Source organism: Mesobacillus sp. (genome assembly GCF_057785455.1).
Map to the genome: position 1 here is coordinate 77,354 of NZ_JBYNSB010000038.1, position 13,516 is coordinate 90,869.

Consider the following 13,516-nt stretch of genomic DNA (forward strand, 5'->3'; position numbering starts at 1 on the left):
TTAAAGTTATTCTGCCCTGCCCCCTTATTATTCAGCAAGAATCTTTACTATATGTCAAGGTTTTTTTCTTTATAGCTTTATCCAGAACTATTGCAAATGGCAAATTTCTATGATAAATTATTAAAGTATGTCAGAAATAAGGTTATCCTGTTGCATTCGCAGTTCTGACGATATGCAAACATTTGCAGTACAAAATAGTTTAGCTTTTGTCAGTTAGGAGGGAAATCATATGCCACGTAAATGTGTAGTAACTGGTAAATCAACTCGTTCTGGTAACGCACGCTCCCACGCAATGAACGCTAACAAGCGTACTTGGGGTGCAAACCTTCAAAAAGTTCGTATTCTTGTAGACGGTAAGCCTAAGCGTGTTTGGGTATCTACAAGAGCTCTAAGATCAGGTAAAGTTGAGCGCGTTTAATTAAAAACTGCAGATGACCGGACAGGCTTTGATGACCGGCACTGCACGGCATCCCTTGAGGATGCCTTTTTTCTTTCCATTTCCAATTTCCCTGCGTAATTTATTCTTCCCAACTTTGTGCAAAAATAATAGCACCCCGCTCCAGGGTGCCAATCCAACCGCCTAAACTTTTTGTCTTCATCTTCTTTATGTTTATTAATCCTTTTTAAAAGCACCTAACATCGCACGTACGAGTCCGCCCAGGAATTTAGGCAGTTTAATTGTATAGAACCTCATACCGTCCCTCCTCACCATCTCTCGCAAACCAGTCTTTCTTTGTCTCCCTACAGTATATTCCGGGATGAACAGAATTTGCTCTTTTCTCATGATCCTTTTGCAAGAAATCAAATTCAGCTTAATAGCAGCGAGCTTTTTAAAAGAGCTTTTTTCCAAAAGACCTTTCAATCCTTGCTCCTTACGACTAATAATATGCCTTCAGAAAATGAAAAAGTACCATGATTGCTAATAAGTTCATTACTAATACATAGTGTCGAACCCATCGGAATATGACATTCATTTAAAGGGTATTTGAAATTTTCAAGTGTCAATCCCGAGACTGATGGCGATGCAGGAAGGAATGAAACATATTTAAAGCCTTCTATTTTTTTAATTCCATAGCTGCCCGGATTTTTTATGTATAAAATATTATTTGCATCAATGATTTCTGTGTGAATGTTTGTATTCAGGCTGAGAGGCTTGGTTAATAGCTGTACATTAGCCATGAGGTGGTCGAGCCTTCCTCCTGTTGCCCCAAAAATTCTGATTGAATCCGGATTTTGCGTCAGAGCCCAATTGAGGGCAAGCTCCATATCCGTTTCATCTTTTTCTGGTTTAAACTTTTTAAGCTCTGTTACTTCTTTTTCTATCTCAGCCATTTCCAGCTCTGTAACCGAGTCAAAATCGCCAAATGCAAGCGCTGGCCTGATCCCAGCATTGAGTAAGTAGAAGACACCCCTGTCTATTCCGACCCATAATACCTTGCTGCCCTCATATAGCCGGAATTCAGGAATCAGGTTTAAAGGTCCTCCGGCTACCAGATTTATTATCATTGCTTTGATCTCCTTTAACTTTAAAGTACAACTCCCTAAAGAAAGTTGAAATAAGCCAGCCGTGGTCGGCTGGCTTTTATTATCAGGACCTTAAGCTGGCAATGGCCGCGGCCCTGTCTTCTTTATTGAAAACAGCTGAGCCGGCAACTAGCACATTTGCTCCTGCCTCAATGCATAGTCTGGCTGTTTCTTCATTCACTCCGCCATCTATCTCGATTTCCAATCCAGGATTCAGCTCATTTGCCATCTCCTTGACCTGCCTAATTTTCGGCAGTACAGAAGGGATGAATTTCTGCCCGCCGAAGCCAGGATTTACTGACATGAGCAAAACGAGATCGATATCTTCAATGACATGCTTCAGTACTTCTACAGGGGTTGCCGGATTGATGACCACCCCGGCTTTAACACCCGTTGATTTTATTAATTGGACTGTCCTGTGAAGATGCCTGCTGGCTTCAGCATGGACAGTAATATAATCCGCCCCGGCTTTTGCAAATGCTTCGATATACTGGTCGGGATTCTCGATCATCAGATGGACATCCAGCGGCAATTGAGTAACTGGCCGGATGGCTTCGACGATCAGCGGTCCTATCGTAATGTTTGGGACAAAATGGCCGTCCATTACATCCACATGGATATAATCTGCTCCGCCTCGCTCGACATCCTTGATTTCATCGCCAAGCCTAGCAAAGTCTGCTGATAAGATTGAAGGTGCTATTTTTACCATGGTTCAGTACCTCGGCTTTCTATCTTTTATTTCTAATAAAAAGTCCTTATAGTGCTCGTAACGATATTCTGGCAGCTCGCCTGCTTCCACCCCTGCTTTGACTGCACATTTTGGTTCGGCCATGTGCAGGCAGCCCCGGAATTTGCAACCCTCACTCACTTCTGCAATATCCGGAAAGCAAGAGTTCAATTCCTCGGCTTCAATCTCTGTGAATTCCAGGGAACTGAAACCAGGTGTGTCAGCAACAAGTCCATTATTGATTGATATCAGCTCTACATGCCTTGTTGTATGTTTCCCGCGGCCAAGATGCGAGGAAATGTCATCGGTTTTCAATTCCAAATCTGGCCTGATGGCATTCAGGAGTGAGGACTTGCCTACTCCTGACTGCCCAGCGAATACAGAGATCTTACCTTCCAGATGTGGGCCTAGCTCCTCCAGGCCCGCTGCAGTTTCTGAGGATGTAAAAATCACCTCATAACCTGCTTTCCGGTAGTCTGCTGCATAGGATTGGAGCCTCTCCTTTTGTTCTTCAGTCGTCAGATCCATTTTCGTAATGCAGATGACGGGCTGGATATGATTATACTCAATCAGAACAAGAAACCGGTCAAGCAGAGCAGTACTGAAGTCAGGCTCAACCGCAGAAAAGACGAGAATCGCCTGGTCAACATTTGCAATGGGCGGACGGACGAGCTCATTCTTCCGTTCCCTAACCTCAAGAATGTAGCCGTCAGTTTCATTTTCAACCTGGAAAACGACCTCATCGCCAACCAGCGGTGTAATCTTGTTCTTCCGGAATACTCCACGTCCGCGGCATTGAAAAATGCCATCATCATTAGTCACATAATAAAATCCGCTCAATGCCTTAATGATTTTGCCCTCAGGCATAGCAACACTCCCTGTCTGTTAGTCTGTTGGATAAGGAATAGAACTTTCTTCAATAGATTTGCCATCAACCATGATTCTATAATAAGCTTCTCCCCCTGGCTCAATACGGAAGTCTACCGAATACGCTGTGTCTTGCAGAATATCAAATTCATAGGATGGTACATTGTCATTATGATCTAAATCGCTAATATAAATTTGAACCTTCTGTGGCTTTCCAGCCATGGCTGTATCATAAGTTATATTAAATTCATGATTCACCTTTTTTGGAAGTTCCTCTATCCCCTTCGAGATCACGATATTCACCTGGCTGCCTTTTTTAACCTGAGTGCCTGGCGCAGGATCCTGAGAAATGACCAGATCCTCTTGGACGTCATTACTAAATTCTTCGGTTACATTAAATTTGATTCCATTGTTTTCTTCATATACCTGACGTGCTTTTTTGTTATAGTCGCTAAAATCATCCAGCGTAACCAATTCCGGCCCTTTGCTGACCGTGAATTCAAGTACTGTTTCCTCAGGGATGACCGATTCTCCTGGTGGCGGATATTGCTCCAGAATTGTCCCCGGCTCACTGTTTTCATCATGTTCTTCTGTTTTCTCGATGTCCTTGAAATTTTTACTCTCGAGCAAACTGTATACATCATCATACAGTCTGCCTCGATAGTCGGACAATTCCATTTCCTCTTTACCAGAGCTGATATAAAGGTCGATCTCATTGCCTTCTTTGATCATTTTCCCGGCTTTAGGATTCGTTTTGATGATGAAGCCCTCTTCCACTTCCTCATCACTCAGTTCCTTCTGCTCGCCGATGGCAAACCCTGCCGCCATCAGTTCCGCTACTGCCTCTTCAAGTTCCATGCCGCTGACATCAGGTACCTCGACATCCTTTGGCCCAAAGAGGTCAGGTCCCTTTGTGACAAAAACGATTCCTGCTGCTGCGATTAACAAAAATAACAGTGTCAGTAAAACAGGCCATATTTTTCTCTTTTTCTTAGCAGGCTTGTTTTTTTTCTTGGACTCAGGCGGCATTGTTTGCTGATTCCTGACAATCGTTTCGTCCAGGTTATGAAATGGCCTGTCATTTGTGATGACGGGAATTGCCTTTGTTGCATCCACATCCACGGGAATGGTGAATTTCTCCTCGTTCATGCGGCCAGCATCGAGAGCTGAGCTTAAATCATCTTCCATATCATCGACATTGTCATATCTGTGGAATGGATCTTTAGCAGTTGCCTTTAGAACGATATTCTCCACGCTCTGCGGTATTTGGGGATTCCACCTTTTCAAAGATGGAGTTTCGGATTGCAAATGCTTTAACGCAATCGAGACAGCTGATTCCCCGGAAAACGGAAGCCTTCCAGTAAGCAGTTCGAACATGACAATACCGATTGAATATATATCGGACTTTTTATTGGCCATTCCTCCGCGTGCCTGTTCGGGAGATAGATAATGGACAGAGCCGAGCACTGAGTTTGTTTGCGTGATGCTCGTGGCGCTCAAGGCCATGGCAATACCGAAATCTGTAATTTTCACTGTACCCTTATTGTCAATTAAAATATTATGCGGTTTGATATCCCGGTGGACAATATGATTATGATGTGCATGTGAAATAGCAGAAGTCAGCTGCTTCATGATATCCAGCGCTTCCTGCACTGGTACTGGTGCATGCTGCTGTATGTATTGCTTCAGGGTTTGACCATCTACATATTCCATCACAATGTAATATAGCCCGTCCTCTTCACCAACATCATAGATACTGACAATATTAGGATGTGCAAGACTAGTAGCTGATTGAGCCTCTCTATGGAATCTGCGGATAAATTCTTCATCATTTGCGAAATCAAGACGAAGCATTTTGACAGCTACATCTCTGTCAAGAATCATGTCATGGGCAAGGTACACATTGGCCATGCCGCCTCCGCCAATCATATCGAGAATTTTATAGCGGCCGCTGATTCGTTTTCCGATGATCATTTTCTTCACCTGCCCTCGTTGAATTCCTGGTATTCGACGATTGCAAGAGTAATATTATCTTCGCCGCCGTTTTGGTTGGCTCTTTTGATAAACTCTTCTGCCTTTTCCTCCAAAGAGGATTCAGTCGTGATGATGCTTTCCATCTCATCCTGGCTTACCTTATTAGAAAGGCCATCAGAGCAGAGCAGCAATACATCGCCTTCTTCAAAAATAATCGTTTTTAAATCCATTTCAACTTTTTCTTCTGTCCCCAGAGCCCGAAGCAGGACGTTTTTTCGCGGATGGTGTTCTGCGTCCTCTCTTGAAATCTGGCCTGAACGGACAAGTTCATTGACTAGTGAATGATCCTCAGTCAGCTGTTTAAAGCCTGATTCGTTCATAAGATAACAGCGGCTGTCACCGATATTGACAACCGTTGCGAAAAGATCTGTGCAAATCGCAGCGACAATTGTAGTGCCCATGCCTTCGCACTCTGAATGATTTAAGGAATGCTGGAATAATTGCTTGTTCACTTCTAGAACCGATACTTTCAGCCAATTTTCTGCTTCTTCTGCTGTATGTATTCTGGATGATGCTTCCCAAAGGCCTTTTAAATGATTGGTCGTCATGTCACTGGCAACATCCCCTGCACGGTGGCCGCCCATGCCATCTGCTACGATGGCTAGGCGCTGACCGTGAGGATTTGCAAAGATGCCGCCATTGTCTTCATTATGCAGGCGAACTTTTCCCCTGTCTGTCATGAAAACAGCCTTCATCTTTTCACCTCGTCTCTTCTTTTCTTTCCTTTGCCCGAAGTTGTCCGCAAGCTGCTTCGATATCATGCCCTTGTTCCCTTCTAATTGTCACATTTACACCACGGTCGCGCAGTGTCCGTTCAAATTTGAAGATTTGGCTCTTTGGAGTTCTTACGTAATCTCGTTCAGGAACATAGTTAACTGGAATCAAATTGATATGGCACTTCAAACCTTTCACCAGGTTCGCAAGCTCTTCTGCATGTTCGACCTGATCATTGACACCGCCGAACAACCCATATTCAAAGCTGATTCGTCTGCCCGTCTTATTAACATAATAGCGCACGGCATCCATTAAATCTGGAAGCTTGTATGCGCGGTTTATAGGCATAAGCCGGCTCCTCAGCTCAGTATTTGGTGCATGAAGGGAAATCGCAAAGTTGATTTGCATGTTTTCATCCGCAAATTCGTAAATTTTCGGAATGATTCCGCTCGTTGACACTGTAATGTGCCTAGCACCAATATTAAGGCCTTTTTCATGATTGACAATTTTCAGGAATGAAAGCATATTGTCGTAGTTGTCGAATGGTTCACCAATTCCCATGATGACAATTGAGCTTACCCTTTCGTCTGTTTCATCAAGTGCCTGTTGTACTTTTACGACCTGGGCAACGATTTCTCCTGCTTCCAGGTTTCTTTTTAATCCGCCAAGAGTCGATGCACAAAACGTGCAGCCGATTCTGCAGCCGACCTGAGTCGTAACACAGACGGAGTTTCCATACTCATGCCTCATCAAAACTGTCTCGATTGAAACACCATCATGCAATTCAAATAAAAACTTGATTGTGCCATCAGATGAAGTCTGCTGGACAATCGTACTAAGGGTAGTAAGCACAAAATGCTCATCAAGCTTGTCTCTTAAGCCCTTTGAAAGATTTGACATATCTTCAAATGTGGCCACTCTTTTTTTGTACAGCCAGTCAAAGATCTGTTCTGCACGAAATGGTTTTTCATCTTGTTCCTTCAGCCAATTTTTCATTTCATCAAGCTGAAGTGAATAAATGGACTTCTTTCCTGTGTCCTCTGCTGCCTTTTTTCTTGATGTTTTTTCCTGTTCCATGTTATTCCACCTTCTTTCTTAAACAAGCAATATAAAATCCATCAGAGCCAAAGTCCTGCGGCAAAACCTGGACATCATAACCATTAATCAAAGGTCTGACTGCCTCAGGCATCCGCTCGGCAAGGTCCATAACTCCTTCGAATTCCTGATGCTTTTGTAAAAACTTTTCTATTACTTCCTGATTTTCTTCTTTATCTACTGTACATGTACTATATACTAAAGTGCCGTCACGTTTAAGAAGCGGCGCGACCGATTCGAGCAGGCTCAGCTGGATTGACTGCAGCTGTGATAAATCCTTTTCTTGCTTTGTATATTTCATATCTGGCTTGCGCCGCATTACGCCGAGCCCTGAGCAAGGTGCATCCACCAGGATCCTGTCAACTGAATCCTTCTCAAAATGCCCGCCTGCTTCCCTGCTGTCCATTTTCATTGCTTGGATGTTTTCAAGACCGAGACGCTCAGCATTACTTTTAATCAACTTTACTTTATGCTCATGAAGATCAAGGGAAATTACCTTGCCGCTGTTCGCCAGCTTCTCGGCAATATGTGAGGATTTCCCTCCAGGTGCTGCACAGGCATCAAGGATGACCTCCTCCTCTTTAATGCCAAGTGCGTATGCTGCCAGCATAGAGCTCTCATCCTGGATCGTCAATAAGCCATAGCTGAAAGCTTTGGATGAAGCTAGGTTCCCGCGAAGACATTTAATTGCTTCCGGGATGATTGGGCTCGCTTCTACCTCGAAGCCTTCATCTTCAAGCAGGCTTAAGCATTCTTCCCGCGAAATCCTTGTCAAATTGACCCTTCCTGTCTGAAGTGGCGCAGTCAGATTCACCTCGCACATTTCGCGTGTCTTTTCTTCGCCAAATTGGCTGATCCATCTTTTTACCAGCCATAATGGATGGCTCGTTTCGATTGCTATTCTTTCTGCAGGATCCGCAATTGTATCTAAAGAAGGAAGTCCATTTCTCTGGATACTGCGCAGAACCCCATTCACAAGGCCGGCAATACCTTTATGGCCACGACGTTTTGCAATTTCAACTGCTTCAAAAATAGCTGCTCTATCAGGTATTTTATCAAGATATACCATTTGATAAACTGTGATGCGAAGAAGATTGACTACCCAGCTCTGAAGCTTTTTGTTTTTTTCAATGAAAGGCTTGAGATAAAAATCAAGGGTCATCTTCCGCTGCAATGTGCCGTAGACGATTTCAGTGAGGAGCCCAACATCAACCTTGCTGATTTCATTCTTTTCAATCGTGCTATTCAGCAGCAAATTGCTATAGGCCTGGTTCTTTTCAATCGTCTCCAAAAGCTGCACTGCAGCATTCCTGACATTCTTCTTGTTACTCATTGCTGTCTCCTAACTTTTGCCCAGGTGTGATTCCCGCACCGGCACCTAGCAAGAATTGCTTGGCGTCCATCCTTTTCTTGCCTGCAGGCTGGAGCTGGGTAATTTTAACTGCTGTTCCATCACCAGTGGCGACTACAAGGCCATCTTCCTCGAGCCTGATGATCGTTCCTGGCTCGTGGCTTCCGGTATAGCTTGCCTTTTCCGAAGCCCAAACCTTCATGGCAGCCCCGTTAAAAGTTGTATACGCCACCGGCCATGGATTCATTCCGCGAACCTGGTTATAAATATCGGTACCTTTATTAGACCAGTCGATTTTCTCCTGCTCACGCTTTATATTCCATGCAAACGTTGCTTCGTCATCATTTTGCGGAGTAGGTGTGATTTCCCCATTCAGAAGCTTTGGTATTGTTTCTGATAACAGGTCAGCACCCGCAGCACTCATTTTATCATGCAGTGTCCCGACAGTGTCTGTTTCCGTAACAGGTACTTCAACCTGTGTCAGAATATCACCGGCATCCAGCTTTTCTACCATATACATTATCGTAATACCTGTTTTTTGTTTGCCCTGAATGATGGCATAATGGATCGGTGCTCCGCCTCGCAATTCCGGCAGCAGCGATGCATGGACATTGATACAGCCAAACTTCGGCGCTTCCAGCAGCTGTTTCGGCAAAATCTGCCCAAAAGCAGCTGTTACGATTAAATCCGGGTTAAGGGCCAGAATTTGCTCTAGCTCTTCAGACTGGCGAATTTTCTCCGGCTGATAAACCGGGATATTATGTTTCATCGCTTCAGCTTTAACAGGGGGCGGGGTCAGGACCTGTTTTCTTCCCACTGGCCTGTCGGGCTGTGTCACTGCCGCAATAACATCGTATCCATCATCAATCAGCCTTCTTAAAACAGGAACAGAAAAATCGGGAGTACCCATAAAAACTATTCTTGTCATTCCTGGCCCAACTCCTCTAACTCAGCTTCTTCTAAATATCTTGATACTTTGGATGTAAATAAAACACCATGCAAATGATCGATCTCATGAAGAATGGCCCTTGCGAGAAACTCTTCGGCTTCTAATTCATATGTTTTTCCCTTGCGGTTTTGGGCTTTGATTTTCACATAATCCGGACGGGTAACTTCACCGTATAATCCAGGGAAACTCAGGCAGCCCTCAGGTCCCGTCTGTTCGCCCCGGGTTTCGAGGATAACCGGATTGATCATTTCAATCGTTCCGTGCTCATCATCAATATCCACAATGGCGATTTGCTTATCTATATCAATTTGCGGAGCAGCCAATCCTACTCCGTCAAATTCAATCATTGTATCATACATATCATCCAGCAGCTTGGCCAGCTTTTTATCGAATACTTCTACTGGCTGGCATTCCTGTTCCAATATCGCTGCTGGATAATTTACTATTTTTCTTATTGCCAAAATAAATCCTCCATAAATACTTTTATATAATTCATTAATCTTTAGCTTGTTCAATAGCCTTTTACGGTAAACTCATTCATTGAAAAAGGCTGAGTCCTTCCTAAACTGCTTATGATTACATCAGGATATACGGATTCAGGTCTACAGAAATCTGAAGGCCAGCTGAGCCCGTCTCCTGCTGGTAGTGATCAAGTATTGCTTTTAACGCATTGTTCAGCTCAGGTTCCTTTTTGTATTTTATCAGACATTGATATCGATATCTATCGTTGATACGAGGAATCGGTGATGCAACAGGCCCAAGAACGACAGCCTCCCTCGAAAGCCTGGACGAGATGAACTTAGCTATTTTCTCTGTTACTGAAACAGCCTTCATCAGGTCTTCATGGCTTACAGTAACAAGTGACAGATAATAAAACGGCGGGTATTGATGCACCTTCCTCACCATCATCTCCTGCTGATAAAACCGGTCATAATCCTGTGAACCAGCGAGCTCGATACTATAATGCTCTGGAGTATAGGTCTGGATGACAACCTCCCCGGGCAGCTGATGCCTTCCAGCCCTTCCGCTTACCTGGGTCAGAAGCTGGAAGGTTTTTTCAGATGCCCTGAAATCAGGGAGATGAAGCATTGTATCAGCGGATAAGACACCCACAAGCGTTATATTAGGGAAATCCAATCCTTTCGCAATCATCTGGGTTCCTAGCAAAATGTCTGCCTGCCCTTCCTGGAAGGCCGTCAGCAGCTTTTCATGAGACCCTTTTCGTCCGGTGGTATCAACATCCATGCGGATAACTCTGGCTTCTGGAAGCAGCTTATGGAGCTCTTCCTCCACCTTTTGGGTTCCAGTTCCAAAATAACGGATATGCTCGCTGTCACATTCAGGGCATATGACCGGCACCCTGTCTTCATGTCCACAGTAGTGGCATTTCATTTGTTCATTATAACGATGGTAAGTCAGCGTAATGTCACAGTGAGGACAGTTCATCACATATCCGCAGTCCCGGCACATGACAAATGATGAATGGCCCCGCTTATTGAGGAACAGTACTGTCTGTTCTTTTTTCTCAATACGGTTCTTTAATTTCTCAAAAAGCTTGACAGAGAACATGGAGCGGTTACCTGTCCTCAGCTCCTCCCGCATATCGACGATTTCCACTGTCGGCAGGGCCTGATTATTCATCCTTTTCGGCAGCGACAGGAGGGTATATCGTCCTTTCTGCGCTCTCGCAAACGATTCTAATGATGGAGTCGCACTTCCCAGTATAACAGGGCAGTTATAGTTTTTTGCCCTGTGGATTGCCACATCCCTCGCATGATATCTTGGGTTTTCTTCCTGTTTGTAGCTTGTTTCATGCTCCTCATCAATGATGATGATTCCGATATTTTCAAAAGGAGCAAAGATGGCTGATCTTGCACCTACCACAACTTTTACTTCCTTGCGCTGTATTTTTCGCCATTCATCGTATTTCTCTCCAGCAGAAAGGCCGCTGTGCATGACGGCAACCAAATCCCCAAAGCGCTCTTTGAAGCGGGTGACCATCTGCGGGGTTAACGAGATTTCAGGAACGAGCACAATTGCCTCCTTCCCTTTTCCCAGTACCTCCTGGATGGATTGAAGATAAATCTCTGTTTTGCCGCTGCCAGTAACTCCATATAGAAGGAACACTTCATGGCGGTCTTCCTCAATGGAAGCCAATACCGGGGCAATCGCATTTTCCTGCTCCGCTGTAAGAGTGAGAGCCGTTTTTCTTGCAAATTCACGCTCGGCATAGGGGTCTCTGTAAACCTCTAATTCTTCTACCCTTAAAATACCTTTTTTCACAAGTGAATTGATGGAAGCCTGTGAAATTCCAAGGTTTGAAAGAATCGTTCTTTGTTCAACTGGCTCAGGACTATCCAAAAAGTAATCAACCAATGCCTGCTGTCCGGATGCCTGTGCGCTTAAATTATCTCTTGCTTCCTTTAGCTTTTCGGCATCAAAAGCTGGATACACATGCTTCAGCAGCTTTTTGCGCACACGGTCCTTAACCTGATAGATGACTTCAATCCTTCCTTCGGCTGCTTCCTTGTGGAGCTGTCCGACCAGTCCCTTGGCCACTGCATCTTCCCACTTAATTTCTTGATTTTCCATGAATAGCTCTTTAAGACTTTGATGGACCTCATCTAGACCGGCACCTTTTGCCAGGACTATTTTCTTTTCATATTTCGCTTTTAAAGCAGCTGGCAGCATCGCCTGGTAAGAAGAAATTTTATAGCTTAACGTATGCTCAGTTAACCATTCCCCCAGCTCCAGAAGCTCTCCATTGAGTACCGGAGTCAGGTCCAGCGGCTCGACAATTTCACGCAATTTCGAAAAGCTTGATTCGTTTTTCAGCCCGGTTACAAACCCTTGTATTTTACGTGGACCAAAAGGAACGATGACCCTTGTTCCTGGCCTGATGACATTCTTATACTTTTCGGGGATTTTATAGTCAAAGGTTTTGTCTGTCTGCTTTGCAGGAACATCGACAATCACATTAGCTATATTCATTCGCGTTCATCCTTTTTAAGAAGCTTGATCACTTCAGAAAGGAGGTTTCTTGCAACCTCTGTTTTTGCCATTAAAGGAAGCTTTATAGCAGTGCCATCCTTTTTATAGATGGTGACGATATTGGTGTCCGTGCCAAAGCCGGCCCCCTCCTGCTTTACATCATTCGCGACTATCATATCGGCATTTTTCTTTACCAGCTTGCCTTTTGCATGCTCCTCCACATTGGTCGTTTCGGCAGCGAAGCCAATGACAACCTGTTTTGTTTTCCTTTTTCCAAGCTCCAAGAGAATATCCTTGGTCCGCTCTAGCTCCAGTACATTGTCACCGTCTTTTTTCTTCATTTTCTCTTCATAAACATATTTAGGGCGATAGTCGGCAACAGCTGCTGTTCCGATGATTACGTCAGCCTGTTCGAAATTCTCCAGGGCAGCCTGATACATATCCTCCGCACTTTCGACGGATACAAACTCCAGACCCTTGGGAGGCTCTAGCTGGACTGGGCCTGAAACAAGAACGACCCTGGCCCCCATCTTCACTGCTTCTGCAGCAATCGCATAGCCCATTTTCCCCGAGGAATGGTTTGTCAAAAAGCGGACTGGGTCAATTTTCTCTCTTGTAGGGCCCGCCGTAATCAAGACAGTCTTGCCCTTCAATTCACTGTCAGCCTTATGAAAAAATTCAATTGCCCGCTCGACGATCGTTTCAGGTTCCTCGAGCCGCCCTTTGCCTGTATAGCCACAGGCAAGATAGCCTTCCCCTGGCTCGATAAATTCATAGCCAAAGCTTTTTAGTATATCCATATTTTTCATCACTGCGGGATGGCTGTACATATGCACATTCATTGCCGGGGCGACCCACACTGGTGCGGTTGCCGCAAGCAAGGTTGTTGAAATCATATTGTCAGCAATCCCATTTGCAAGCTTGCCAATTATATTAGCAGTCGCAGGCGCAAGCAGGATTAAATCAGCCCAGTCAGCCAGATGGATGTGCGCGATTTTTTCCGGATGCTTTTCATCGAATGTATCTGTATAGACCTCGCTGCGGGATAGCGCCTGAAAAGTAAGAGGAGTAACAAATTTAGCAGCTGATTCACTCAGTATGACTTTCACTTCCGCCCCAGCCTGCGTCAATTTGCTTGTAAGAGCTGCTGCCTTATACACAGCGATGCCGCCTGTTACACAAAGCAAGATTTTTTTACCGTTCAGCATGTCAGAGAACCCCCATTGTACACTAACTATCATTATTATGATTGAACTATAACATT

Annotated in this window: 13 protein-coding genes; 1 reads left to right on the forward strand and 12 read right to left on the reverse strand. The window is 44.5% G+C overall.

Annotation, left to right across the window (positions count from 1 at the left end):
- Positions 1-229 precede the first annotated feature (229 nt).
- Positions 230-418 (forward strand): 50S ribosomal protein L28, encoded by a 189-nt coding sequence (rpmB, locus tag AC3EBE_RS15565; protein ID WP_213366849.1) that lies wholly within the window; start codon positions 230-232, stop codon positions 416-418.
- 195 nt (positions 419-613) lie between these two features.
- Here rpmB and spoVM read toward each other — a convergent pair whose 3' ends face one another.
- The 12 genes from spoVM to coaBC form a co-directional block, all read right to left on the reverse strand.
- A complete protein-coding gene (gene spoVM / locus AC3EBE_RS15570) occupies positions 614-694 on the reverse strand; it encodes a stage V sporulation protein SpoVM (protein ID WP_023614935.1) in 81 nt (26 codons plus the stop codon).
- Positions 695-858: 164 nt separating this feature from the next.
- Positions 859-1,506: a thiamine diphosphokinase gene (locus AC3EBE_RS15575; protein WP_488595956.1), complete on the reverse strand. Its 648-nt coding sequence runs from the start codon at positions 1,504-1,506 to the stop codon at positions 859-861.
- An 82-nt stretch (positions 1,507-1,588) separates the two neighbouring features.
- Positions 1,589-2,233, reverse strand: a complete 645-nt coding sequence (gene rpe, locus AC3EBE_RS15580) for a ribulose-phosphate 3-epimerase (protein WP_488595957.1) — start codon at positions 2,231-2,233, stop codon at positions 1,589-1,591.
- Positions 2,234-2,236: 3 nt separating this feature from the next.
- Positions 2,237-3,118 (reverse strand): ribosome small subunit-dependent GTPase A, encoded by an 882-nt coding sequence (gene rsgA, locus AC3EBE_RS15585; RefSeq protein ID WP_488595958.1) that lies wholly within the window; start codon positions 3,116-3,118, stop codon positions 2,237-2,239.
- Between the two features lie 18 nt (positions 3,119-3,136).
- Positions 3,137-5,092 (reverse strand): Stk1 family PASTA domain-containing Ser/Thr kinase, encoded by a 1,956-nt coding sequence (gene pknB, locus AC3EBE_RS15590; protein ID WP_488595959.1) that lies wholly within the window; start codon positions 5,090-5,092, stop codon positions 3,137-3,139.
- 5 nt (positions 5,093-5,097) lie between these two features.
- Positions 5,098-5,847: a Stp1/IreP family PP2C-type Ser/Thr phosphatase gene (locus tag AC3EBE_RS15595; RefSeq protein ID WP_488596044.1), complete on the reverse strand. Its 750-nt coding sequence runs from the start codon at positions 5,845-5,847 to the stop codon at positions 5,098-5,100.
- 4 nt (positions 5,848-5,851) lie between these two features.
- Positions 5,852-6,943, reverse strand: coding sequence for a dual-specificity RNA methyltransferase RlmN (gene rlmN, locus AC3EBE_RS15600; RefSeq protein ID WP_488595960.1), 1,092 nt, complete (start codon positions 6,941-6,943; stop codon positions 5,852-5,854).
- A 1-nt stretch (position 6,944) separates the two neighbouring features.
- Positions 6,945-8,294: a 16S rRNA (cytosine(967)-C(5))-methyltransferase RsmB gene (gene rsmB / locus AC3EBE_RS15605; protein WP_488595961.1), complete on the reverse strand. Its 1,350-nt coding sequence runs from the start codon at positions 8,292-8,294 to the stop codon at positions 6,945-6,947.
- The gene (fmt, locus tag AC3EBE_RS15610) at positions 8,287-9,240 is read right to left on the reverse strand and encodes a methionyl-tRNA formyltransferase (protein WP_488595962.1); all 954 of its coding nucleotides are present in this window, start codon (positions 9,238-9,240) and stop codon (positions 8,287-8,289) included. Before fmt ends, rsmB begins: the two co-directional genes overlap by 8 nt.
- Positions 9,237-9,722, reverse strand: coding sequence for a peptide deformylase (gene def / locus AC3EBE_RS15615; RefSeq protein ID WP_488595963.1), 486 nt, complete (start codon positions 9,720-9,722; stop codon positions 9,237-9,239). The genes fmt and def overlap by 4 nt, the downstream gene beginning before the upstream one ends.
- Positions 9,723-9,837: 115 nt before the next feature.
- Positions 9,838-12,252 (reverse strand): primosomal protein N', encoded by a 2,415-nt coding sequence (priA, locus tag AC3EBE_RS15620; protein WP_488595964.1) that lies wholly within the window; start codon positions 12,250-12,252, stop codon positions 9,838-9,840.
- Complete coding sequence (coaBC, locus tag AC3EBE_RS15625) at positions 12,249-13,460, reverse strand: bifunctional phosphopantothenoylcysteine decarboxylase/phosphopantothenate--cysteine ligase CoaBC (RefSeq protein ID WP_488595965.1); 1,212 nt, start codon at positions 13,458-13,460, stop codon at positions 12,249-12,251. Before coaBC ends, priA begins: the two co-directional genes overlap by 4 nt.
- Positions 13,461-13,516 lie beyond the last annotated feature (56 nt).

What these genes read in the sequence shown, in the direction of transcription:
- rpmB (WP_213366849.1), top strand. Translation starts at nt 230, where the DNA reads ATGCCACGTAAATGTGTAGTAACTGGTAAATCAACTCGTTCTGGTAAC.
- spoVM (WP_023614935.1), bottom strand. Translation starts at nt 694, where the DNA reads ATGAGGTTCTATACAATTAAACTGCCTAAATTCCTGGGCGGACTCGTA.
- AC3EBE_RS15575 (WP_488595956.1), bottom strand. Translation starts at nt 1,506, where the DNA reads ATGATAATAAATCTGGTAGCCGGAGGACCTTTAAACCTGATTCCTGAA.
- rpe (WP_488595957.1), bottom strand. Translation starts at nt 2,233, where the DNA reads ATGGTAAAAATAGCACCTTCAATCTTATCAGCAGACTTTGCTAGGCTT.
- rsgA (WP_488595958.1), bottom strand. Translation starts at nt 3,118, where the DNA reads ATGCCTGAGGGCAAAATCATTAAGGCATTGAGCGGATTTTATTATGTG.
- pknB (WP_488595959.1), bottom strand. Translation starts at nt 5,092, where the DNA reads ATGATCATCGGAAAACGAATCAGCGGCCGCTATAAAATTCTCGATATG.
- AC3EBE_RS15595 (WP_488596044.1), bottom strand. Translation starts at nt 5,847, where the DNA reads ATGAAGGCTGTTTTCATGACAGACAGGGGAAAAGTTCGCCTGCATAAT.
- rlmN (WP_488595960.1), bottom strand. Translation starts at nt 6,943, where the DNA reads ATGGAACAGGAAAAAACATCAAGAAAAAAGGCAGCAGAGGACACAGGA.
- rsmB (WP_488595961.1), bottom strand. Translation starts at nt 8,294, where the DNA reads ATGAGTAACAAGAAGAATGTCAGGAATGCTGCAGTGCAGCTTTTGGAG.
- fmt (WP_488595962.1), bottom strand. Translation starts at nt 9,240, where the DNA reads ATGACAAGAATAGTTTTTATGGGTACTCCCGATTTTTCTGTTCCTGTT.
- priA (WP_488595964.1), bottom strand. Translation starts at nt 12,252, where the DNA reads ATGAATATAGCTAATGTGATTGTCGATGTTCCTGCAAAGCAGACAGAC.
- coaBC (WP_488595965.1), bottom strand. Translation starts at nt 13,460, where the DNA reads ATGCTGAACGGTAAAAAAATCTTGCTTTGTGTAACAGGCGGCATCGCT.